This is a genomic window from Streptococcus sp. SN-1 (genome assembly GCF_041154385.1).
Lineage (GTDB): Bacteria > Bacillota > Bacilli > Lactobacillales > Streptococcaceae > Streptococcus > Streptococcus mitis_CT.
The window spans coordinates 919,413-941,474 of the sequence record NZ_AP028929.1 but is presented as its reverse complement, the minus strand read 5'-3'; the positions used below and the strand labels follow the sequence as shown (position 1 = coordinate 941,474).

Sequence of the window (22,062 nt, the reverse complement as noted above, 5' to 3'; positions counted from 1 at the left end):
AGAAGAAATCAAAAACTAGTGGAGGAAGCTATTATGCCATTTGTACGCATCGATTTATTTGAAGGACGCACGCTCGAGCAAAAGAAAGCTCTTGCTAAGGAAGTAACAGAAGCTGTTGTTCGCAACACTGGAGCACCTCAATCTGCTGTCCATGTCATCATCAACGACATGCCAGAAGGAACTTATTTCCCACAAGGGGAAATGCGCACCAAATAAGCTAGCTTAAGCAGAATTGCTTAGGCTTTTTCAATCTCCAAGTAGCATTCATTGAAGAAATATCCTAAATTTGTTACAATTTGAAAAGAGACTTGGAAAAATTTCCAAGAAAAGAGCCATTTATTAAAGGAAATATTATGATTACACGTGAATTTGATACCATCGCTGCTATCTCTACTCCACTAGGTGAAGGGGCTATTGGTATTGTCCGCCTGAGCGGAACTGACAGTTTTGCTATTGCGCAAAAGATTTTTAAAGGAAAAGACTTGAGTCAGGTTGCTAGCCATACCCTTAACTACGGTCACATTGTTGACCCTCAGACAGGGAAGGTCATGGACGAGGTTATGGTCGGGGCTATGAAGTCTCCCAAGACCTTTACTCGTGAGGATATTATCGAGATTAACACCCACGGTGGTATTGCCGTGACCAATGAGATTCTCCAGCTAGCTATCCGTGAAGGAGCTCGGTTGGCAGAACCTGGTGAATTTACTAAACGTGCCTTTCTAAACGGTCGCGTAGATTTGACACAGGCTGAGGCCGTGATGGACATCATCCGCGCCAAGACTGACAAGGCCATGAACATTGCAGTTAAGCAATTAGACGGCTCCCTTTCTGACCTCATTAACAATACCCGTCAAGAAATCCTTAACACACTTGCCCAAGTCGAGGTTAATATTGATTATCCTGAGTATGACGATGTTGAGGAAGCCACTACTGCTGTTGTCCGTGAGAAGACTATGGAGTTTGAGCAATTGCTAACAAATCTCCTTAGAACAGCCCGTCGCGGTAAAATCCTTCGTGAAGGAATTTCCACAGCTATCATCGGACGCCCCAACGTTGGAAAATCTAGCCTTCTCAACAACCTCTTGCGTGAGGACAAGGCTATCGTTACAGATATTGCTGGTACTACTCGAGATGTCATTGAAGAGTATGTCAACATCAACGGTGTTCCCCTAAAATTGATTGACACAGCTGGTATTCGTGAAACGGATGATATCGTTGAACAAATCGGTGTTGAGCGTTCAAAAAAAGCCCTTAAGGAAGCTGACTTGGTTTTACTAGTTCTAAATGCTAGTGAACCACTGACTTCTCAAGACAGACAACTCTTAGAAATCAGTCAGGATACCAACCGAATTATTCTTCTTAACAAAACTGACCTACCAGAAACGATTGAAACTTCAGAACTACCTGAAGATATCATCCGCATTTCAGTTCTTAAAAACCAAAATATTGATAAGATTGAAGAAAGAATCAACAACCTCTTCTTTGAAAATGCTGGTCTTGTAGAGCAAGATGCCACTTACTTGTCAAACGCCCGTCATATTTCCTTGATTGAGAAGGCTGTTGAAAGCCTACAAGCTGTTAATGAAGGTCTTGAACTGGGAATGCCAGTTGACTTGCTTCAAGTTGACTTGACCCGTACTTGGGAAATCCTCGGAGAAATCACTGGAGATGCGGCTCCTGATGAACTCATCACCCAACTCTTTAGCCAATTCTGTTTAGGAAAATAAGAAATCCATGATCGTTCATTCGGTCATGGATTTTATATTTATTAGTAATCTGGTCTTAATACACCTGTTACAGTGGCCTTAGTCGCTTCATAGTCGCCATCTACAACGACCTTGATAATACGTTTGGCATCTTCTTCTGGTGCTGGAACTAGAGGTAGACGAGTTGGTCCAGCTTCAAATCCCATATAGTTAAGAACTGCCTTAACTGGAGCAGGACTTGGATAAGAGAAGAGGGCATTGACTTTAGGAATGAACTTACGTTGAATAGCTGCAGCTTTCTTCATATCGCTTTCTGCAATAGCAGTAAACATCTCGTGCATTTCATCCCCATTTGTATGAGAGGCAACAGAAATAACCCCATCCGCACCAAGGTTCATGGCATGGAAAGCATCTCCATCTTCACCTGTATAAATCAAGAACTCTTCTGGCTTGTGCTCAATCAAGTAAGCCATATTGGCCAAGCTAGTACATTCTTTGACCCCAATGATATTTGGATGGTCAGCCAAGCGAAGCATGGTTTCTGGAGTTAATTCGACAACCACACGCCCTGGAATGTTATAGATAATAATTGGTAGGTCAGAAGCATCTGCAATGGCCTTAAAGTGCTGGTACATTCCTTCTTGAGAAGGCTTGTTGTAGTAAGGTACGATAGCAAGCCCAGCTGCGAAACCACCAAATTCTGCTACTTCTTTGACAAACTCGATCGAGTCACGCGTATCATTGGTACCCACACCCGCAATCAAAGGAACGCGTCCATTGACAACTTTCTGTACAGCTGCAAAGAGTTCCAACTCTTCATCGTGGGTCAAGGTTGGACTCTCAGCAGTCGTTCCCGCAAGAAGAATTCCATCCGTATGATGAGCCAATAAATGTTCAATCAAGGCTGGAATAGCATCAAAATTGATGGAACCATCCTCGTGGAAGGGAGTAATAAAGGCTGTGATGATTTTACACTCTTTTAAATCTTTATAAGACATGAGAAACACCTCTCTATTTCAAAGAAGGAGTTCATTTGAACTCCTAAACGATATTACTATTTTAATTCAAATTTCAATTCGGCCGTTGGACGAACCAATCCACGTTCATGAAGAGTTTCTGCAATTTGAACTGAGTTCCAAGCAGCACCTTTGAGAAGGTTATCTGAAACAACCCACATGTGAATTCCTTTTTCAGCATCCAAGTCTTTACGGATACGACCTACGAAGGTATCACGTGAACCAACTGCATTGATGGCTTGTGGATAGATTTGATGAGCTACATCATCTTCAAGAACAGCACCTGGGAAGGCTGCGATAGCTGCTTTGACTTCTTCAATTGGAGCCACTTCTTTTGTTTCGATATAAACTGACTCAGAGTGAGCTGACAAGACTGGAATACGCACACATGTTGCAGATACTGCAATGCTATCATCTTCCATGATTTTCTTAGTTTCCTTAGTCATCTTCATCTCTTCGTAAGTATAATCATTGTCTGTGAAGACATCGATTTGTGGAAGAGCGTTAAAGGCGATAGGATAGTGTTTCTTGTCACCGCCTGAAGGCAAAATTTCTGCGTGTAAATCACGTGGTTTCACTCCATCATTCAAGACTTCACGAAGTTCACGTTGTGTCTCAAGAATCGCTCCCATACCAGCACCTGAAACTGCTTGGTAAGTTGAAACGATGATACGGTCCAAGCCCCATTTTTGGCGAACTGGCTCAAGAGCCACCATCATTTGGATTGTTGAACAGTTAGGGCAAGCAATAATCCCGTTGTGGGCATCAAGTGCGTGAGCATTGACCTCTGGAACAACCAATGGTACGTCTGGATTTTGACGGAAATAAGATGTATTATCAACCACTACCGCTCCAGCTTTAACCGCGTATGGTGCATACTTAGCTGATGTCGAACCACCCGCTGAAAAGAGAGCAATGTCAACTCCTTCAAAAGCTGTTTCAGTCGTTTCTTCAATCGTAATATCTTGGTCTTTAAATTTCAAAGTCTTGCCCGCTGAACGTGCAGAAGCAAGTAAACGAATTTTATCAATTGGAAGTGTTGATTCTTCCAACATTTTTATCATCTGAGCACCGACAGCACCTGTCGCGCCGACTACAGCAACTGTATATCCCATAAGTAACCTCTTTCGGAATTTTCTAAAAATTTCTATAATAGATGTATTATACTACTTTTTCCATGAATTGCAAAGCTTTTTCATCATTTTTTAGAAAATAAAAATCCCCAGTCGTTAGACCAGGGACTAAGAGGCATCTTCATGTGATGAGCAGGTTCACACAACTCATCAAGGTCCGCTCCTGCGTTATGACCTCCTTATGCTCAATAGTAGTCCGAAGACTACCTATCGACTCATCGCATCTTCTATTCTACTAAAGAGAATGACTTTTGTCAACAGACGAAACTCTTTATACTAAATTCAAACTTCGTCAGCGTCGCCTTACCGTATATATGCGACTGACTTCGTCAGTCTTATCTACAACCTCAAAACAGTGTTTTGAGCTGACTTCGTCAGTTCTATCTACAACCTCAAAGCAGTGCTTTGAGCAACCTGCGGCTAGCTTCCTAGTTTGCTCTTTGATTTTCATTGAGTATTAGTTTCATTTACACAGCTGAATAGAAATATCTTTTAAAAATTTGGGGCAGACATAACAAAAACCCTTGTAAATAAAGGGCTTTTCTGTCTATTTCATGCTAATTGCCGGGATTGAACCGGCGACCTCATCCTTACCATGGATGCGCTCTGCCAACTGAGCTAAATCAGCTTACTTGAAAAGTATACTATAATCAGAAAATCCTGTCAAGTTTTCCTTAAAAATTTTCCATAAGAAAAAGCCAGGTAAGAGCTACCTAGCTTGTCTTCTTCTATTTGCTTAAATCAATTCGATGACCAATTTTACCAATAATAATCGCTCCAATAATCAATGAGGCAAATTCACCAACTCCTGTTGTGAACCAAGTAAGGAAAAATGGTAATTGCGCTACGATATTCAACTCTGCAGCGATAGTAAACATGGAAATTGAAAAGAGGATTGAAAAAAAGAAATGATCTTTTCGAATTAATCCATTAAAGAGGTAATCTTTGCTGTATTTTGCAAAAAGCCAAACACCTAGACTGAGGAATACTAGGGTTGATCCACCACCAACAAAGACATCTAGCAGTCCGAAGCTAAAGAAATTAGCAATCATACAACCGATGGTAACTCCGATGATGTACTTAGGATTGTAAAAAGCCATAAAGTTCATCATTTCTGAAATACGGAACTGATAAGCACCATAGCTAATGGCATTTAGAGGTGGTGTGACAGTTAAAACGACATAGATAGCAGCAACGATTGCAATGTCTGCAACATCACGAATAGTTAATTTTTTCATCTTTTCTCCTTTAGCGGTTGCCCGCGTGTAATATGCTTGGTGAAAGAAGCTAAGCACCAAGGGTTGCTTTATTCAACCTTACTAGTATAGCACAATAGCCTGCTTTATGCTATACTTAAACCATGAAAATTCCTATTCAAAAATTTTTTAACAATGAAATCTTAGCCTATCTCTTCTTTGGCCTTGCAACAACTCTAGTTTCGATTCTCACACGACTAGTCATTTATCAACTAAGTCATCAGGAACTTCTTGCTACGACCTTGGCAAATATTATTGGTATCCTCTTTGCCTTTATCACAAATGATAGGATTGTATTTAAGCAAGCTAGGCAGAATTGGCCAAGACGTTTAGTGAAATTTTCTCTTGCCCGCCTTTCTACTTTTCTGTTAGACTTGCTCCTTACTTTTCTATTTGTAACCCAGTTTCCTAATATTATTGGTCAGTTCGTAAACGGTAATCTTGACAAAATCAATGCAATCGAAACAATACTTGCACAATTATTGATAATTATCCTTAATTATATTTTTAGTAAGGTTTTTATTTTTGAAAAATAAAATTTCTGAGCATATAGCTTGCAAGCTTTTCTTAATTAATATATAATTAGGTGTAAACTTTTTTGAAAGGAAATTATGAAAATGTTAAAAGATCTTAAAGCATTTTTGCTTCGTGGTAATGTTGTTGACCTTGCTGTCGGTGTGATCATTGCCTCTGCTTTTGGTGCAATCGTTACATCACTTGTTAACGATATCATCACTCCACTTATTTTGAATCCAGCCTTGGAAGCTGCGAAAGTACAAAACATCGCTGAGCTTGCTTGGAATGGTGTTACATATGGTAAATTCTTGAGCGCTGTTATCAACTTCCTAGTTATCGGTACTGTTCTCTTCTTTGTTATCAAAGGTATCGAAAAAGCTCAAAGCCTTACTAAGAAAGAAGAGGCTGTTGAGGAAGCTCCAGCTGCTCCAACTGAGTTGGAAGTACTTCAAGAAATCAAATCCCTTCTTGAGAAAAAATAATCGATTAAAAGGATCTAGTGCAAAGCTAAATCCTTTTTCTTTACTCTTTTGGTAACTTACCTGCTTTCTCAAGCATTTTTTTGATAAGATATGGCATCTTAACATTTTCACGACCTTTTTTCTCAATCAATTTTTTCACAAATTCTGGCATTTGTAAATCTTCAGATTCGGCCAAAATGTTTTTAGTCTCATCTGAAGGAACTAATTCATCAAAGGTTTCTTCTTCTGGGAGAAATTCCTTAAATTCTTGGTGTTCATTTTGGCTCTGACTGTATTGACCAAGGCATCAATCAAACGAGAATCTGTATTTGGCATTGGTGGACGATGATAGTTCACACCAAATTCCTGACACAAGTCATAACATTCCACATCATTGTCAAACAAGACTTCAATATGCTCGCTAATGAAGCTGATAGGAACAAAAATATAATGGTCTGGATGTTCTTTCTGTTCTCTGAGATACTCTAAAACATCTGGCTTAATCCATGGAATCCCGATATCACTTTCACTCTGCCAAGTGTTAGTATATTGCTCTGAACTCAAGCCTAGTTTTTCAGCGACTAACTTGCTATTTTCGAAAATTTGGTCGATATAGGGGTCACCAAAATCCAAGGCAAAAATAGGAACACTGTGGGCTGAAAAGATGACTTTAAAGCTATCCTGCTTTACTTCTTCTTTTAAAATCTTAGCAATTTCATCTGCCCAATAGTTTAAGAGCGCTTCTTCTTGATACCAGTCCTTAATGACTAAAAATTTAATTTGTTTGCTTTCTAAAAATTTTTCATAGCCCATGACAGAGTAGAAAGAATAATGAGGCTCCAAAATCAAGCAAATACACTGTTCAATGCCGTCTGCTTCCATCTGACCAATCACATCTGGAATAAAGGGTCTAGAAAACTTATTAGCAAAATAAACACTATACTCATTCCCCAGCCTGCCTTCTACCAAGGCAACCTCTTCTCGAGTAATTTTTTGCAGAGGCGTCCCTCCAATTAGTACATAATTATCATAGAGAGTTTGAATCTCGTGGTCTTGAGGTCTCACTCCACGACGAATATTTGTGAAAAAATCAGCCACACCTTCAAAGGTAATCTCTTCTGGCGAACCGAAAGTCATCATTAAAATTGCTTTTTTCATAATCGCTTCCTTGTGATATTTTTATCAAGTTTATTTTATCATTAATTCGTTAATAAGTAAACGCCAACATAGTGAATTTCCCTAACTTCAGTCTTTTGTTTTTCTCTCTTTTCTATGATACAATGGAAAAAATGAATTCAAAAGGAGTTTTTTATGACTTATCCCAATCTCTTGGACCGATTCCTAACCTACGTTAAGGTCAACACGCGCTCTGATGAACACTCTACTACTACTCCAAGTACACAGAGTCAGGTTGACTTCGCAACCAATGTTCTTATCCCTGAAATGAACCGTGTTGGATTACAAAATGTTTATTATCTACCAAATGGTTTTGCAATTGGAACCTTACCAGCCAATGATCCATCTTTAACACGTAAAATTGGCTTCATCTCCCATATGGATACTGCTGACTTTAATGCCGAAGGAGTCAATCCACAGGTAATTGAAAACTACGATGGTGGTGTGATTAAACTTGGAAATTCTGGTTTCAAACTCGATCCAGCTGACTTTAAGAGTCTTGAAAAATATCCAGGACAAACGCTCATCACAACAGATGGAACAACCTTGCTAGGAGCTGATGACAAGTCAGGAATTGCTGAGATTATGACTGCCATTGAATATCTGACTGCTCATCCTGAAATCAAGCACTGTGAAATTCGTGTTGGTTTTGGTCCAGATGAAGAAATCGGTGTTGGTGCTAATAAATTTGATGCAGAAGATTTTGATGTTGATTTTGCCTACACAGTTGATGGTGGGCCACTAGGTGAGCTTCAGTACGAGACCTTTTCAGCAGCGGGTGCTGAATTGCATTTCCAAGGACGCAATGTCCACCCTGGTACTGCCAAAGGGCAAATGGTCAACGCCCTTCAGTTAGCAATTGATTTTCATAATCAACTTCCTGAGAATGACCGACCTGAGTTAACAGAAGGTTACCAAGGTTTCTACCATCTAATGAATGTGACAGGTAGTGTCGAAGAGGCTCGTGCAAGCTACATCATTCGTGATTTTGAAAAAGATGCCTTTGAAGCTCGTAAAGCAGCAATGCATTCTATCGCTGATAAGATGAATCAAGAACTTGGTAGCGACCGTGTCACTCTCAACTTGACAGACCAGTACTACAATATGAAAGAAGTCATTGAAAAAGATATGACTCCAATTACCATTGCTAAATCCGTTATGGAAGATTTAGGTATCACTCCTATTATCGAACCAATCCGTGGAGGGACAGACGGCTCTAAAATTTCCTTTATGGGAATCCCAACTCCAAATATCTTTGCTGGTGGCGAAAACATGCATGGACGTTTTGAATATGTTAGCCTTCAGACTATGGAACGTGCAGTTGATACCATCATTGGTATCGTAGCTTATAAAGACTAAAAATAGGCTGGGCAAAAACTCAATTTTAAGAGAAAATGAAGTAAATCTTCACACAATAAAACGCATAGTATCAAGGTTTTCGACTCCTGATACTGTGCGTTTTTTGATTATAAATACGAATTATTTAGTAGCACTTCTCTTTATTGATGAACTGCTTGAGCTGCCGTGATAAGGGTTAACTTGTAAACATCATCTGCATTACATCCACGAGAAAGGTCGTTAACTGGTTTGTTCAAACCTTGCAAAACAGGTCCTACAGCTGCAAAACCACCAAGACGTTCAGCCATCTTGTATCCGATATTTCCTGCCTCGATACCTGGGAAGATGAAGACATTTGCTTGACCAGCTACTGTACTTCCCGGAGCTTTAAGAGCTGCAGTTTCGGGAACAAAGGCTGCATCAAATTGCAACTCACCATCGATTTCAAGATCAGGACGCAAGTCGTGAGCAATTTTAGTGGCTTCTACAACCTTATCGACGCTTTCACCAAATCCTGAACCTTTAGTAGAATAGCTCAGCATAGCAATTTTAGGCTCGATGCCAAACATCTTAGCTGTGATTGCTGAGTTGATGGCAATTTCAGCCAATGCTTCTGCATCTGGATTGATGTTGATGGCACAGTCTCCAAATAAGTAACGTTCAGTACCACGAACCATGAGGAAGGCACCTGAAGTACGAGTCACATTTGGACGAGTTTTGATGATTTGAAGGGCTGGACGAACTGTTGAAGCAGTTGAGTGAATCGCACCTGATACCATTCCATCAACCAAGCCCAGGTAAACCAACATGACACCAAAGTAGTTGACATCTTCAACCAAAACCTTGCGTGCATCTTCTTCAGACATTTTGCCCTTGCGACGCTCCACCAAGGCAGCAACCATTTCTTCAAATTGAGGATAATGTTGAGGGTCAATGACTTCATAACCATCCATGATACCTTCAATTTCAAGATAAATTTTAATTTTTTCAGGATTTCCAAGCAAAACAGGAATCACTTCTGTTTCTTTTACCAAGCGTTTAGTTGCTTGAAGAATACGAGGCTCTTCCCCTTCAGGGAGAACGATACGAGCATTTTTACCAACCAGGTTGGCTTTGAGACTTTCAAAAACTTCCATGAGTTTTCTCCTTTAAGATAATAATTATACTCTGAAACAGTTTTTATAGAGTATTAGTTGATAACTGAGTAATAAGGTTACTGAAATCATCCGGCAAGGGACTTTCTAACTGCAAGCCTTGCTCTAAAAATGGATGATAAAAGGATAGGTAATGGCAATGCAGGGCCTGACGTTGAATGCCGTCGTCCAGACTACCTCCGTACAAATCATCGCCCAACAAAGGAAAACCAATATGAGAAAAGTGGACTCGTATTTGGTGGGTTCGACCAGTATGCAGGCGAATGTCTACCAAGTGAATATTTCCATAGGAAGCGACAATCTTGTAGGAAGTATGGGCGTACTTCCCACCTTTAGCTACCCTTCTGGTGATAATAGAGTCTTCATCACGCGCAATCGGAGCAATAATTTCCCCCTCTGTTTCCAAGTGTCCATCACCTTTAACCAAAGCAAAGTAGCGTTTCTCAATGGACTTCTTCTGCAACTGCTTGTCTAATCGTGCGTGGGCATAGCCGTGCTTGGCAAAGAGCATCAAGCCAGAAGTATCTCTATCAAGTCTAGTTACAATGTGAATCTGCTGATTTTCATAGTCTTGCTTGACGTAGTAACCCTTAATAAAATTAGCGATGGTATTGGAGTGATTAACACTAGGAATAGAAGCCACTCCATAGGGTTTATTTAAGACTAGAAAATGGTCATCCTCATAGAGAATATCCAGTGGGCGCTCGATAGCTTCGAGAGTTTCAAAGCCTTCCTCAGCAGGAATATCAATGATAACTCGGTCTCCAATATCCAATAGATACGTCGCATTTTGTGGTTGATCATTGACCAGTATAGCTCCACCTCGAAACTTAATCTTAGCCAGTAGCCCCTTAGAAACCTCGTGCTTTTTTAAGAAGGTCTTAACCTTGACATGCTCATCTGCGATAAATTCAAACCTCATTCGTCCACCTCGCCGATAAAGGCATCCTTAACGCGGTTCCAGAAACTGGTATGGCTAGGAGTCGCGACAAAGTGAATCTTATGATGATCAATTTGATACTCGATTCGCTCGATACTACGAAAAGAATAGACACTATTGTCAACCGAAATGGTGTGGTAATCATTTCTTGTTGGAATGAGTTCAATCTTATCCTTCTTAGGCACAATAATGGAAGAGCCCAGCGTTCGATAGACACGATTATTAAGGCTGGCAATTTCCGTTAATTGCAAAGCTTCAATGGTAGGGTGTAAAACAGCTCCACCAAGTGATTTGTTATAGGCTGTACTACCAGTCGGTGTCGAAACTGTTAAGCCATCTCCGCGAAAACGTTCAAAGGGAACACCATTGATGACAATATCTGCCACCATGGTTCGATCGGATCTGCGAATGCTGGCTTCGTTGAGGGCACGAAAAATCTTGACCTCTCCATTTCCAAGAAAAACCTTCACATTTAGAACAGGGTAAGAAACCCTTGCTCCGGTATCTAGCTGCAAATTGGTCACTAGCTTGTCCAACTCAAAATCACGGTAGTCCGTATAGAAGCCCAAATGTCCCGTATGAACACCGATAAAGCGTACCTTATCAAGTTGGTCTTCGTACTTATGAAAGGCCGACAAGAGCATGCCATCCCCACCTATGGATATGACAATATCCGGATTGGTATCATTAAGTATAAACTGATTTCTCTTCAAACGATCTCGCAATTCATATAAAACCCTTTGACTCTGCGGTTTTCTATTGGCTATCAGGTCAATTCGTTTACCTGTATTCTTCATCTGTATCGTCACTGTTTCCTACACCATCATTTAATTTTCTACTCAAAGGATCAAAAAGGGCCTGGGCTTCTTGGATATCATCACGAATTTTACCCATTTCTTCATCTAACTGATGGGCAATCTTGGATGTAATTTCCAGTCGCTTCTTAATCTCCTCTGGGAAATCCCCTTGGTACTTGTAGTTGAGAGAATGTTCTATCGTTGCCCAAAAATTCATGGCCAAAGTACGAATTTGAATTTCTGCCAAAATAGTCTTAGCTCCATTGATGGTGTCAACCATATATTCTACTACCACATGATAAGAACGGTAGCCTGAGGCTTTTCGATGAGTAATGTAATCTCGTTCCTGTATGATCCGCATGTCCTGACGCTTGTGTAAAATTTCCACTACTTCCTTAACGTCATCTACAAACTGGACCATCACACGCAAACCAGCAATATCCTGCAAATCGTGTTCCAAGGTCGCATAAGTAATGCCACGACGAGCCATTTTTTCTTTGATGCTCTCAATCGGCTTGACTCTACCAGTCACAAACTCAATCGGAGAATGCTTATTTTGCTTACGATATTGCTTACGAATACCACGAAGTTTAATCTTTAACTCACCAACAGCTTGAATGTAAGGATCTAGAAATTCTTCCCATTCTAAGGTCATATATTCTCCCTTGTTCTCATATTATCCTTCAAAAATATCTTTGATTTTTTCTCCAGATTTATATACAATAAATACAAAGCTATTATATCATAAATCCGCTTTCAACGATAAAGAAAAGGTAAGAAAATTGAAACATTTAGAAATTGAATTGAAAACACTCTTGAAAAAAGATGAATACAATCGTCTAAAAGACCAGTTCACAGGTGTCACTCCTGTTCTTCAAAAAAATTACTACATCGACACGCCTAATTTTGAACTGCGAGAAAAGAAAGTTGCTATGCGCATTCGCACTTTTGAAGACTGGGCAGAATTGACACTCAAAGTCCCTCAAAGTGTCGGAAACATGGAGTACAATCAAAAATTACAACTAAAAGATGCTGAAAACTATCTGGCTAAGGAAGAACTTCCTCAGGGACTGGTGCTCGATGAATTAGCTAAACATGGTATCCAGAGCAAGAACTGGCAAGTGCTCGGTTGTCTAACGACACTTCGCTATGAAATGCAAACAGCTATTGGTCTCATGGCGCTGGATGAAAGTCAGTATTTTGATATGACAGATTACGAATTAGAGCTCGAAGTGGAAAATCATGAGCAAGGCAAACAGGATTTCCAACAATTTTTAGAGGAAAATCAGATTGCTTATCAAAAAGCTCCCTCAAAATTGGTCCGATTTGTCAAAAGCATGAAAAATAGCTGAAATAATCTCCATTTTTTGGTAAAATAGAAAAGATAAAATACAAAAATCCCAGTTCATATAGGCTAGGCAGATATGGCTAGGATTTAAAAAGTTTACAGAGGACGGTCTATAATGTCAGATAGAAAAAACATGAAACTTTTCGCACTCAACTCTAACCAAGAGATTGCACAGAAAATTGCACAAGCTGTTGGTGTCCCACTTGGAAAACTATCATCACGTCAATTTTCAGACGGAGAAATCCAAGTGAATATCGAAGAAAGTGTCCGTGGTTATGATGTTTACATCATCCAATCAACAAGTTTCCCTGTTAACAACCACCTAATGGAATTGTTGATCATGGTTGACGCTTGTGTGCGCGCAAGTGCCCACAGTATCAACGTTGTCCTTCCATATTTTGGCTATGCACGTCAAGACCGCATTGCTTCACCACGTGAGCCACTTACAGCTAAACTAGTTGCTAATATGCTGGTTAAGGCTGGAGTTGACCGTGTTCTTACGCTTGATTTACATGCTGTTCAGGTGCAAGGCTTCTTTGATATTCCTGTTGACAACCTCTACACAGTTCCCCTATTTGCAAAACATTACTGCGATAAGGGCCTACTTGGTTCAGATGTGGTTGTCGTTAGCCCTAAAAATTCAGGGGTAAAACGTGCTCGTAGCCTAGCTGAATACCTTGATGCTCCTATCGCCATTATCGACTATCCTCAAGACGATGCAACTCGCAACGAAGGTTATATTATTGGTGATGTTGAAGGTAAGAAAGCCATCTTGATTGATGATATTCTTAATACAGGACGTACCTTCTCTGAAGCTGCTAAAATCGTTGAACGTGAAGGAGCTACAGAAATTTATGCTGTTTCTAGCCACGGTCTCTTCGTCGAAGGAGCTGCTGAACTTCTTGACAATACTAATATTAAAGAAGTTCTTGTGACTGATTCAGTAGCAACAAAAGAAAAAACTCCTAAAAACGTATGCTACATCACTGCTAGTGAGTTAATTGGTGATGCTATCGTCCGTATCCACGAAAGAAAACCAGTCAGCCCACTCTTTGCCTACAACAAAAAGAAATAAGGTGATTCTTTGATTTATTTGGACAATGCTGCAACGACTCCTATGTCAGCAGTTGCTATCTCAGCTATGACCAAGGTTATGCAAGAAACTCATGGCAATCCATCTAGTATTCATGGTCATGGTCGTCAAGCTGGTAAACTCTTGCGAGAAGCCCGTCAGGAACTAGCTTCGTTACTGGGGACAAAACCTCAGCATATCTTTTTCACTTCTGGTGGTACTGAAGGCAACAATACTGCCATCATTGGTTACTGCCTTCGTCACCAAGAGCAAGGAAAACATATCATCACAACTGCTATTGAGCACCATGCTGTCCTTGAAACCATTGATTACTTGGTTCAACACTTTGGTTTTGAAGTAACCATTATCCAACCAGAAAATCAAGAAATCACCGCCCAACAAATTCAAAAGGCTTTGCGTGACGATACGATTTTAGTTTCTACCATGTTTGCTAATAATGAGACAGGAAACCTATTGCCCATTGCTGAAATTGGCCAAATACTCAAGCAACACCCAGCCGCCTATCATGTCGATGCAGTTCAGGCTATTGGTAAAATCCCTATACACCCAGAAGAATTGGGCATTGATTTTCTCACTGCTTCTGCCCACAAGTTCCATGGTCCTAAGGGAATCGGTTTTCTCTACGCTTCTAGCATGGACTTTGATTCCTATCTCCATGGTGGAGACCAAGAACAGAAAAAACGTGCAGGGACTGAAAATCTAGCTGCCATAGTGGCTATGGTTGCAGCCCTAAAAGAAGACCTAGAAAAACAAGAAGAACATTTTCAACATGTACAAAATTTAGAAACTGCTTTTCTGGCAGAGCTAGAGGGAGTTCAATATTACCTGAATAGAGGCGAACACCATCTCCCTTATGTTCTCAATATTGGATTTCCTGACCAGAAAAATGACCTCTTACTCCTTCGTCTAGATTTAGCTGGAATTTCTATCTCTACTGGCTCAGCCTGTACGGCAGGCATTGTCCAATCCAGCCATGTTCTTGAAGCTATGTACGGAGCAAATTCAGAACGCTTGAAGGAATCCGTTCGCATCAGTTTGTCGCCACAAAATACCGTTGAAGACCTACAAACCCTCGCAAAAACCTTAAAAGAAATTATCGGAGGTTAGCCATATGGCATTTGAAAAAACCATTCAGTTAAAAAATTGTCGTTACGACTACACTCTTAGCCCTTCTGTTAAAAAATTCACCCTTAAGGACAACACCTTTTTTGAGACTAAGGTTGGTAACTATGAATTGACTCGCCTTTTGGAAAAAGTTCCGAACAGCGGTGAGGGATTCCAACTCAAAATCATCATTAACAAGGAACTTACAGGTGCTAAAATCAATATCACTGACAAGTTTGGGCTACGTCTAGTTGATATTTTCAAATCAGAAGACCACCACATTCATCAGGAAAAATTCTATTTCCTCATGGATAGCTTGGTAGAACGTGGTGTCTTTACAAAATCTGAAAGATAGGTCCCATATGTTTGAACTGACCTATAAGGATAACTATCATGTAGAGCGGACTCTCAAGTATGAAGATTATGAGGCTCTCATGCTGGCTCTGTCAGGATGTGTGACCCTACCAGATACACTTTATGTGACTTCTCTGACTTTTAATGGCCAGAAAGTTTATCAGGGTCTGGTCGGAGACCTCTACCGATTTCTATCACATGCAGATTTTTTACATCAAAACTAAGATTTTTCTTAGTTTTTTCTTGTTTTTGTTGATTTTTTCACAATGTTTCTATAAAATAGAAGAATAGAAAGGTTGTGATTTTGTGAAAGATAAACAGTCTGCTATTCCAAAAGCTACAGCGAAAAGACTCTCTCTCTACTATCGAATTTTTAAGAGATTTCATGCAGAAAAGATTGAACGTGCCAACTCTAAGCAAATTGCAGAGGCCATTGGGATTGATTCCGCGACCGTACGTCGTGATTTTTCCTATTTTGGTGAACTTGGTCGTCGTGGCTTTGGCTATGATGTCAAAAAACTGATGACGTTTTTTGCCGATTTGCTCAATGATAACTCCATTACCAATGTCATGCTTGTAGGTATTGGAAATATGGGCCATGCCCTTCTCCACTACCGCTTCCACGAACGTAACAAGATGAAGATTATCATGGCCTTTGACCTAGATGACCATCCTGAAGTCGGTAGCCAAACCCCTGATGGGATTCCTATTTACGGAATTTCTCAAATCAAGGATAAAATCAAGGATGCTGATGTTAAGACTGCTATCCTGACCGTTCCCAGCGTTAAGTCACAAGAGGTTGCTAATCTCTTGGTGGATGCTGGCGTGAAAGGAATTCTCAGTTTTTCACCTGTCCATCTGCATTTACCAAAAGATGTGGTCGTTCAGTACGTAGATTTGACAAGTGAACTCCAAACCCTCCTCTATTTCATGCGAAAAGAGGATTAGAAAGCGAACATCATTTTATGAAAAAACCAGTTATAGGGATTACAGGAAACGAAAAAACTCATCCAGATGATGACATCATGATGAGCTACGTAGCAAAAGGCTTTGTTGAAGGCGTTAAAGACGCTGGAGGGATTCCCATCATCCTACCGATTGGTGATCAAGAAATGGCTAGCCACTATATCAGTATGATTGACAAACTCATCTTGACAGGTGGGCAAAATGTTGATCCAAAATTCTATGGTGAACCAAAAACCATCGACAGCGATGACTACCATCTTCAAAGAGATATCTTTGAACTAGCCCTCATCAAGGAAGCTATTAAACAGAAAAAGCCAATTTTTTCTGTCTGCCGTGGAACACAACTCTTTAACGTTGCCATGGGTGGAACTTTGTACCAAGATATCGAAGATCACTGGCAGGATTGTTCTGCCGAGTACACAACCCAACGCTTAGTGACAGAACCAAATACCGTTCTCCGAGAAATCTATGGAGAAATCTCCCATATCAACTCCTTCCACCATCAGAGTATTAAGGATTTAGCACCTAACTTAAAGATTGCAGCTCATGATCCTAAGGATGGTATCATTGAAGCTGTCATGAGTACGGATGATGTCGCCTTTCTCGGTGTCCAATGGCATCCAGAATTTCTATTTGAAAATCGTCCCAAAGATAAAAACCTCTTTGACTATGTCGTTAATGAACTTTAAATTAAATCTGTTTTTTCACGGTAACTAAAGTAACTAGAATGTGAGACAATCAAATGGTCCAAGAGGACAATTCCCATCAGGTCGCAGGCTTCTTTGACAAGTTTAGTGACATGATCATCATTACGGCTAGGCGCTACTGCTCCTGAAGGATGATTGTGAACCAAGATAAGAGATGTCGCCATATGCTTGATAGCATAGTGAAGAATCTCTCGAGGCTCAGCGATACTACGAGTTGCAGAACCGATAAAAATGGTCTGTTGATGGATGATTTGATTTTGAGTATTGAGATAGAGCGCCACCAGGTGCTCTTGTTTTTTGTCCCCTAATTCCTGCTGCATCTTCTTGGCCAACTTTTGGCTACTGAGAATACTTTCCATCTCAATGGTCTCATGCTTGTGAATACGATGCCCCAGTTCAATCATAGCTTGTAATTCTATAGCCTTAACACGACCGATACCAGACAGACTCTGCATTTCCTGCAGGGTCATTTTTTTCAAATCCGTTAGACTTGAAAGGTTGTTCAAGACTTTCTGGGCAATTTCAAAAACACTAGCCTGACGTGTTCCTGTCCTGAGTAAAATAGCTAGCAACTCTTGATTACTGAGCGCTTCTACTCCTTCCTTGGCCAATCTCTCTCTTGGCAATAATGAATCTTCTTGGAATGAAATACTGTACATAAAAATCCTCCTCACTTTATTATTCGTGAGAAGGATGGAAAATTAGATTTTTTTCTCAATTGGAGCCACACTGGCTAAAAGTTTTTTCAAACCTACTTCTGGGAAATTGATTTTTAATTCCTGCGTAGCACCGCTACCTGAAACTTCCAGAACGGTTCCCTCTCCCCATTTCTTGTGGAGGGCAATGTCACCAATAGACCAATTTGCCTCACTAGACACGGATTTTGCGCCAGCTGTAAATTGACCAAATGGGAGACCTCTTGACTGGATAGTTTTTGGAGCAGCACTGCGTTTACGCTCTTGAAGGGCCTGGGCAAGACTCATACCTTGACCGAAGGCAAGGCCACCACTGCTATAAGATGCCTTAAAGCTTGTATTGGCTGGACGGGCCAATCCTTGATACTCAAGTAAGTCTGAACTGATTTCGTTAATAAAACGAGTTGGACGGTTGTAGTTGGTACGACCAAAAAGCAGGCGCGAATTGGCATTGGTCAGATAGAGAATTTTCTCTGCACGCGTAATTCCTACATAGGCCAGACGGCGCTCTTCTTCCAATTCATCTTGATCTTCAGCAGCACGACTAAGTGGAAAGACATTTTCTTCCATCCCAATCAAAAAGACAACTGGAAACTCGAGACCTTTGGCAGCATGCAGGGTCATCAAGGTCACTTCTGATGTCTCCTGACTACCTGAATCTGTGTCGGCAATCAAGGCCAAGTCATTTAAGAAACGACTCAGTTTGTCCAGACCAGTTTCCTCTTCTGGCCCATCAGAGGTATCATCAAAGTTTTTCGTTACAGAAAGGAACTCTTCGATATTTTCAACCCTAGCCTTGCTTTCTAAGGTCGCTTGAGCATTTAGAATATCGACGTAACCTGTTTTTTCAAGGACAGCCTCAACCAACTCAGTAATAGTTAAGTGTTCTAGCTGCTCACGTAAATCTAGAATCATATTGGCAAAATCCCAGATAGACTGGGCTGCTTTACCCTTGATACCAGATAACATGATATTAGCTGAAGCATCTAGCATGGACATGTCTTGCATATTCGCAAAGTCACGGATTTTCTCAACTGTACCTGGCCCAATTCCACGCTTCGGTTCGTTGATAATACGTTCAAAGCTGATATTGTCACTCAAATTAGCAATGAGGTTGAGGTAAGCGATAATATCGCGAATTTCCTTACGGCTGTAGAACTTGGTTCCTCCGACCATTGTATAAGGGATATTTGACTTGAGCAGGGCTTCCTCAATAGTACGGGACTGCGCATTAGTCCGATAGAGAACTGCAAAATCCTTGTGAAGGAAGTTTTGACTCCGACCAAGTTCATCAATGGTTTTGGCTACAAACACAGCCTCATCTAGCTCATCATTGGCACGATAATAAACGATTTGCTCCCCATCTGCATTCTGGGTCCAGAGATTCTTAGGACGGCGGTTTTTATTGTTTTTAATGACCTCGTTGGCCGCTTGGAGAATGGTTTTGGTTGAACGGTAATTCTCCTCCAACAAAACAACCTTGGCTTGGGGATAATCTTTCTCAAAATCCAAAATATTCTGCATATCAGCACCACGCCAACCGTAGATAGACTGGTCAGCATCCCCAACCACACAGATATTTTTAAAACGGGAAGCCAAGAGTTTGACCAATTGGTACTGGGCATGGTTGGTATCTTGGTATTCATCAACATGGATGTATTGAAACTTCTGCTGGTAGTAGGTCAAAACATCAGGATTCTGATCAAAGAGACGCAGGGTCAGCATAATCAAATCATCAAAGTCAACCGACTCCGACTGACGCAGTTCTTTTTGGTAAGCAGTGTAACACTGGGCCACGATTTGCGTATACATATCACCAGCTTGGGCAGCATAGGCAACATCATCAATCAGATCATTCTTAGCATTGGAAATAGTTCCTAAGATGCTCCGTTCATTCCATTTTTTAGGATCCAAGTTCAACTGCTTGAGAATGCGTTTCATGAGCGTTCGCTGTTCACCAGGATCTACAATAGTAAAATTGCGATTGTAGCCAATATGGTCCGCATCGCGACGCAAAATACGAACACACATGGAGTGGAAGGTCGCAATCAGACAGTCCTGAGTGGCTGGATTGAGGCTATAAGCACGCTCCTTCATCTCACGCGCAGCCTTGTTAGTAAAGGTAATGGCCAAGATATTCCAAGGATTGACCAGCTTTTCATCAATCAGATAAGCAATGCGGTGGGTCAAAACACGGGTCTTTCCAGAACCAGCCCCTGCCATGATCAACAAGGGACCTTCTGTCGTTTGTACCGCCTCAGCCTGACGGTCATTCATTCCATTTAATAATGCGTTCATCTTCTCTTCCTTACTCTTGAAGTCAATATTTCTATTATATCAGAATTCAGGGAAAATATCTTTACCTAGACTGGTTACGTCTAGAAGGCAACTTCTTATATCTAGATAAAAAATGAGCTTGGATAGTGTTTCCAAACTCATTTATTACTCAATGAAAATCGAAGTGCAAACTAGGAAGCTAGCCGCAGGCTGTACTTGAGTACGGCAAGGTAAAGCTGACGTGGTTTGAAGAGATTTTCGAAGAGTATAAAGTCAATTGCAATATACTAGAACAAGCCTAATACTGTTCCATCACTTTCAACATCCATGTTGAGAGCTGCTGGACGTTTTGGTAGGCCTGGCATGGTCATGACATCACCAGTTAAGGCAACGATAAAGCCTGCACCTAATTTTGGTACCAATTCACGAATGGTAATTTCAAAGTTTTCAGGTGCTCCAAGGGCATTTGGATTGTCTGAGAAGCTATACTGGGTCTTAGCCATACAGATTGGCAATTTGTCCCAACCGTTTTGAACGATTTGAGCGATTTGAGTTTGAGCTTTCTTCTCAAAGTTCACTTTGCTACCACGGTAGATTTCAGTAACAATCTTTTCAATCTTTTCTTGAACAGAAAGGTCATTGTCATACAAACGTTTATAGTTAGCTGGAGTTTCAGCAATAGTCTTGACAACCGTTTCAGCAAGTGCTACTCCACCTTCTGCACCATCAGCCCAGACACTTGCCAACTCAACTGGTACATCGATTGAGGCACAAAGTTCTTTCAAGGCTACAATTTCAGCTTCTGTATCAGAGACAAATTCGTTAATAGCCACAACTGCTGGAATACCAAACTTACGGATATTTTCAACGTGGCGTTTCAAGTTTGCAAAACCTGCACGAACCGCCTCCACATTTTCCTCTGTAAGAGCGTCTTTAGCCACACCACCATTCATCTTAAGGGCACGAAGAGTTGCGACAATAACTACTGCATCTGGAGAAGTTGGCAAGTTTGGTGTCTTGATATCAAGGAATTTCTCAGCACCAAGGTCCGCACCAAAACCAGCTTCAGTGACTGTATAATCAGCCAAGTGAAGGGCTGTTGTAGTTGCCAAGACTGAATTACATCCATGAGCAATATTGGCAAATGGACCACCGTGCACAAAGGCAGGTGTACCGTAAATTGTCTGAACCAGGTTCGGTTTAATAGCATCCTTCAAAATCAAAGCTAAGGCACCTTCAACCTGCAAATCACCTACAGAAACTGGTGTACGGTCGTAACGATAACCAATAACAATATTAGCCAAACGGCGTTTCAAGTCCTCGATGTCCGTAGCCAAGCAAAGAATCGCCATGATTTCGGAAGCGACGGTAATGTCAAAGCCATCCTCACGAGGAATACCGTTTAGAGGGCCACCAAGTCCTACGGTCACGTGACGAAGTGCTCGGTCGTTCAAGTCCACTACACGTTTCCAGAGAATACGACGTTGGTCAATTCCCAACTCATTTCCTTGGTGTAAGTGGTTGTCAATCAAGGCAGAAAGAGCATTGTTAGCAGTTGTAATGGCATGCATATCCCCAGTAAAGTGAAGGTTGATGTCTTCCATTGGTAGAACTTGGGCATAACCACCACCAGCAGCACCACCCTTAATCCCCATTACTGGACCAAGAGATGGTTCGCGGATAGCAATCATTGTTTTCTTGCCAATCTTATTCAAGGCATCCGCCAAACCAATGGTAATGGTTGATTTTCCTTCACCTGCAGGTGTTGGGTTGATGGCAGTAACCAGAATCAATTTTCCAACTGGATTGCTCTCAACTGCACGAATTTTATCAAAGCTGAGCTTAGCCTTGTACTTTCCGTACAACTCCAAATCGTCGTAAGAAATACCAAGTTTCTCTACAACATCAACGATTGGCTTCAACTCAATACTCTGTGCGATTTCAATATCTGTTTTCATTCAAAACTCCTCTAACCTCTTATATGATAATTCATTATAACACAAAACAAGATTTTTAACATCCGAA

Annotated in this window: 22 protein-coding genes, 1 tRNA gene, 1 pseudogene and 1 riboswitch; of the genes and pseudogenes, 12 read left to right on the top strand and 12 right to left on the bottom strand. The window is 40.9% G+C overall.

Features of this window, described 5'->3' with window-relative positions; genetic code table 11:
- The first annotated feature begins 33 nt into the window (after positions 1 to 33).
- Positions 34 to 216 carry a 4-oxalocrotonate tautomerase gene (locus tag ACAM22_RS04235; RefSeq protein ID WP_001117401.1) on the top strand — a complete coding sequence of 61 codons (183 nt, stop codon included), beginning with the start codon at positions 34 to 36 and terminating at the stop codon, positions 214 to 216.
- 137 nt (positions 217 to 353) lie between these two features.
- Positions 354 to 1,727, top strand: a complete 1,374-nt coding sequence (gene mnmE / locus ACAM22_RS04230) for a tRNA uridine-5-carboxymethylaminomethyl(34) synthesis GTPase MnmE (protein WP_369606977.1) — start codon at positions 354 to 356, stop codon at positions 1,725 to 1,727.
- A 41-nt stretch (positions 1,728 to 1,768) separates the two neighbouring features.
- Here mnmE and dapA read toward each other — a convergent pair whose 3' ends face one another.
- From dapA to ACAM22_RS04210, 4 genes are all read right to left on the bottom strand, one after another.
- Positions 1,769 to 2,704: a 4-hydroxy-tetrahydrodipicolinate synthase gene (gene dapA / locus ACAM22_RS04225; RefSeq protein WP_261052591.1), complete on the bottom strand. Its 936-nt coding sequence runs from the start codon at positions 2,702 to 2,704 to the stop codon at positions 1,769 to 1,771.
- A 56-nt stretch (positions 2,705 to 2,760) separates the two neighbouring features.
- Positions 2,761 to 3,837, bottom strand: coding sequence for an aspartate-semialdehyde dehydrogenase (locus tag ACAM22_RS04220; RefSeq protein WP_000542462.1), 1,077 nt, complete (start codon positions 3,835 to 3,837; stop codon positions 2,761 to 2,763).
- Positions 3,838 to 4,410: 573 nt separating this feature from the next.
- A tRNA-Thr gene (locus ACAM22_RS04215) sits at positions 4,411 to 4,483 on the bottom strand.
- Positions 4,484 to 4,583: 100 nt separating this feature from the next.
- Entirely contained in the window at positions 4,584 to 5,093 is a 510-nt protein-coding gene (locus ACAM22_RS04210) for a QueT transporter family protein (RefSeq protein ID WP_261052602.1), read from the bottom strand.
- Positions 5,091 to 5,187: riboswitch (PreQ1 riboswitch) on the bottom strand. It overlaps the preceding gene by 3 nt.
- A gap of 28 nt (positions 5,188 to 5,215) precedes the next feature.
- Here ACAM22_RS04210 and ACAM22_RS04205 point away from each other — a divergent pair.
- Positions 5,216 to 5,647: a GtrA family protein gene (locus ACAM22_RS04205; RefSeq protein WP_261052611.1), complete on the top strand. Its 432-nt coding sequence runs from the start codon at positions 5,216 to 5,218 to the stop codon at positions 5,645 to 5,647.
- A gap of 81 nt (positions 5,648 to 5,728) precedes the next feature.
- Positions 5,729 to 6,109 carry a large conductance mechanosensitive channel protein MscL gene (mscL, locus tag ACAM22_RS04200; protein ID WP_261052623.1) on the top strand — a complete coding sequence of 127 codons (381 nt, stop codon included), beginning with the start codon at positions 5,729 to 5,731 and terminating at the stop codon, positions 6,107 to 6,109.
- 40 nt (positions 6,110 to 6,149) lie between these two features.
- On the opposite strand, the pseudogene hemH reads toward mscL, so the two are convergent.
- Positions 6,150 to 7,246: pseudogene (hemH, locus tag ACAM22_RS04195) on the bottom strand (ferrochelatase).
- 153 nt (positions 7,247 to 7,399) lie between these two features.
- Between hemH and pepT the strand changes: the two are divergent.
- Positions 7,400 to 8,623, top strand: coding sequence for a peptidase T (gene pepT / locus ACAM22_RS04190; RefSeq protein ID WP_369606976.1), 1,224 nt, complete (start codon positions 7,400 to 7,402; stop codon positions 8,621 to 8,623).
- A 140-nt stretch (positions 8,624 to 8,763) separates the two neighbouring features.
- On the opposite strand, the gene pta is transcribed toward pepT, so the two are convergent.
- The 4 genes from pta to ACAM22_RS04170 are packed head-to-tail and all read right to left on the bottom strand — an operon-like array spanning position 8,764 to position 12,148.
- A complete protein-coding gene (pta, locus tag ACAM22_RS04185) occupies positions 8,764 to 9,738 on the bottom strand; it encodes a phosphate acetyltransferase (protein WP_000451580.1) in 975 nt (324 codons plus the stop codon).
- A gap of 43 nt (positions 9,739 to 9,781) precedes the next feature.
- Positions 9,782 to 10,678, bottom strand: a complete 897-nt coding sequence (locus ACAM22_RS04180) for an RluA family pseudouridine synthase (RefSeq protein WP_049524089.1) — start codon at positions 10,676 to 10,678, stop codon at positions 9,782 to 9,784.
- On the bottom strand, positions 10,675 to 11,493 hold the full coding sequence (locus ACAM22_RS04175) for an NAD kinase (RefSeq protein ID WP_049524088.1): 819 nt from the start codon (positions 11,491 to 11,493) through the stop codon (positions 10,675 to 10,677). The genes ACAM22_RS04180 and ACAM22_RS04175 overlap by 4 nt, the downstream gene beginning before the upstream one ends.
- Positions 11,477 to 12,148: a GTP pyrophosphokinase family protein gene (locus ACAM22_RS04170; protein WP_049524087.1), complete on the bottom strand. Its 672-nt coding sequence runs from the start codon at positions 12,146 to 12,148 to the stop codon at positions 11,477 to 11,479. Before ACAM22_RS04170 ends, ACAM22_RS04175 begins: the two co-directional genes overlap by 17 nt.
- Before the next feature lie 127 nt (positions 12,149 to 12,275).
- Here ACAM22_RS04170 and ACAM22_RS04165 point away from each other — a divergent pair, with 127 nt between their 5' ends.
- The 7 genes from ACAM22_RS04165 (at position 12,276) to ACAM22_RS04135 (ending at position 17,047) form a co-directional block, all read left to right on the top strand.
- A complete protein-coding gene (locus tag ACAM22_RS04165) occupies positions 12,276 to 12,845 on the top strand; it encodes a CYTH domain-containing protein (protein WP_049524086.1) in 570 nt (189 codons plus the stop codon).
- Positions 12,846 to 12,956: 111 nt separating this feature from the next.
- Positions 12,957 to 13,916 (top strand): ribose-phosphate diphosphokinase, encoded by a 960-nt coding sequence (locus tag ACAM22_RS04160; protein ID WP_261052663.1) that lies wholly within the window; start codon positions 12,957 to 12,959, stop codon positions 13,914 to 13,916.
- 9 nt (positions 13,917 to 13,925) lie between these two features.
- Positions 13,926 to 15,041 carry a cysteine desulfurase family protein gene (locus ACAM22_RS04155; RefSeq protein WP_261052666.1) on the top strand — a complete coding sequence of 372 codons (1,116 nt, stop codon included), beginning with the start codon at positions 13,926 to 13,928 and terminating at the stop codon, positions 15,039 to 15,041.
- A gap of 4 nt (positions 15,042 to 15,045) precedes the next feature.
- A complete protein-coding gene (locus tag ACAM22_RS04150; RefSeq protein ID WP_000863540.1) occupies positions 15,046 to 15,393 on the top strand; it encodes a DUF1831 domain-containing protein in 348 nt (115 codons plus the stop codon).
- A 7-nt stretch (positions 15,394 to 15,400) separates the two neighbouring features.
- On the top strand, positions 15,401 to 15,616 hold the full coding sequence (locus ACAM22_RS04145; protein WP_000462489.1) for a DUF4649 family protein: 216 nt from the start codon (positions 15,401 to 15,403) through the stop codon (positions 15,614 to 15,616).
- Positions 15,617 to 15,698: 82 nt separating this feature from the next.
- Positions 15,699 to 16,340: a redox-sensing transcriptional repressor Rex gene (locus ACAM22_RS04140; protein WP_000653414.1), complete on the top strand. Its 642-nt coding sequence runs from the start codon at positions 15,699 to 15,701 to the stop codon at positions 16,338 to 16,340.
- A 17-nt stretch (positions 16,341 to 16,357) separates the two neighbouring features.
- Entirely contained in the window at positions 16,358 to 17,047 is a 690-nt protein-coding gene (locus ACAM22_RS04135) for a gamma-glutamyl-gamma-aminobutyrate hydrolase family protein (RefSeq protein ID WP_261052669.1), read from the top strand.
- On the opposite strand, the gene radC is transcribed toward ACAM22_RS04135, so the two are convergent.
- The 3 genes from radC to ACAM22_RS04120 all read right to left on the bottom strand — a co-directional run bounded on the left by radC (position 17,044) and on the right by ACAM22_RS04120 (position 21,995).
- Positions 17,044 to 17,724, bottom strand: a complete 681-nt coding sequence (gene radC, locus ACAM22_RS04130; protein ID WP_261052670.1) for a DNA repair protein RadC — start codon at positions 17,722 to 17,724, stop codon at positions 17,044 to 17,046. The two genes, ACAM22_RS04135 and radC, sit on opposite strands and share 4 nt — an antisense overlap.
- Before the next feature lie 42 nt (positions 17,725 to 17,766).
- On the bottom strand, positions 17,767 to 20,058 hold the full coding sequence (gene pcrA, locus ACAM22_RS04125; RefSeq protein WP_153192381.1) for a DNA helicase PcrA: 2,292 nt from the start codon (positions 20,056 to 20,058) through the stop codon (positions 17,767 to 17,769).
- 266 nt (positions 20,059 to 20,324) lie between these two features.
- A complete protein-coding gene (locus ACAM22_RS04120; RefSeq protein ID WP_153192383.1) occupies positions 20,325 to 21,995 on the bottom strand; it encodes a formate--tetrahydrofolate ligase in 1,671 nt (556 codons plus the stop codon).
- Positions 21,996 to 22,062: the final 67 nt, after the last annotated feature.

Bases quoted from the DNA above. Each gene is read 5' to 3' on its own strand.
- ACAM22_RS04235 (WP_001117401.1), top strand. From the start codon at position 34: ATGCCATTTGTACGCATCGATTTATTTGAAGGACGCACGCTCGAGCAA.
- mnmE (WP_369606977.1), top strand. From the start codon at position 354: ATGATTACACGTGAATTTGATACCATCGCTGCTATCTCTACTCCACTA.
- dapA (WP_261052591.1), bottom strand. From the start codon at position 2,704: ATGTCTTATAAAGATTTAAAAGAGTGTAAAATCATCACAGCCTTTATT.
- ACAM22_RS04220 (WP_000542462.1), bottom strand. From the start codon at position 3,837: ATGGGATATACAGTTGCTGTAGTCGGCGCGACAGGTGCTGTCGGTGCT.
- ACAM22_RS04210 (WP_261052602.1), bottom strand. From the start codon at position 5,093: ATGAAAAAATTAACTATTCGTGATGTTGCAGACATTGCAATCGTTGCT.
- ACAM22_RS04205 (WP_261052611.1), top strand. From the start codon at position 5,216: ATGAAAATTCCTATTCAAAAATTTTTTAACAATGAAATCTTAGCCTAT.
- mscL (WP_261052623.1), top strand. From the start codon at position 5,729: ATGTTAAAAGATCTTAAAGCATTTTTGCTTCGTGGTAATGTTGTTGAC.
- pepT (WP_369606976.1), top strand. From the start codon at position 7,400: ATGACTTATCCCAATCTCTTGGACCGATTCCTAACCTACGTTAAGGTC.
- pta (WP_000451580.1), bottom strand. From the start codon at position 9,738: ATGGAAGTTTTTGAAAGTCTCAAAGCCAACCTGGTTGGTAAAAATGCT.
- ACAM22_RS04180 (WP_049524089.1), bottom strand. From the start codon at position 10,678: ATGAGGTTTGAATTTATCGCAGATGAGCATGTCAAGGTTAAGACCTTC.
- ACAM22_RS04175 (WP_049524088.1), bottom strand. From the start codon at position 11,493: ATGAAGAATACAGGTAAACGAATTGACCTGATAGCCAATAGAAAACCG.
- ACAM22_RS04170 (WP_049524087.1), bottom strand. From the start codon at position 12,148: ATGACCTTAGAATGGGAAGAATTTCTAGATCCTTACATTCAAGCTGTT.
- ACAM22_RS04160 (WP_261052663.1), top strand. From the start codon at position 12,957: ATGTCAGATAGAAAAAACATGAAACTTTTCGCACTCAACTCTAACCAA.
- ACAM22_RS04150 (WP_000863540.1), top strand. From the start codon at position 15,046: ATGGCATTTGAAAAAACCATTCAGTTAAAAAATTGTCGTTACGACTAC.
- ACAM22_RS04145 (WP_000462489.1), top strand. From the start codon at position 15,401: ATGTTTGAACTGACCTATAAGGATAACTATCATGTAGAGCGGACTCTC.
- ACAM22_RS04135 (WP_261052669.1), top strand. From the start codon at position 16,358: ATGAAAAAACCAGTTATAGGGATTACAGGAAACGAAAAAACTCATCCA.
- radC (WP_261052670.1), bottom strand. From the start codon at position 17,724: ATGTACAGTATTTCATTCCAAGAAGATTCATTATTGCCAAGAGAGAGA.
- pcrA (WP_153192381.1), bottom strand. From the start codon at position 20,058: ATGAACGCATTATTAAATGGAATGAATGACCGTCAGGCTGAGGCGGTA.
- ACAM22_RS04120 (WP_153192383.1), bottom strand. From the start codon at position 21,995: ATGAAAACAGATATTGAAATCGCACAGAGTATTGAGTTGAAGCCAATC.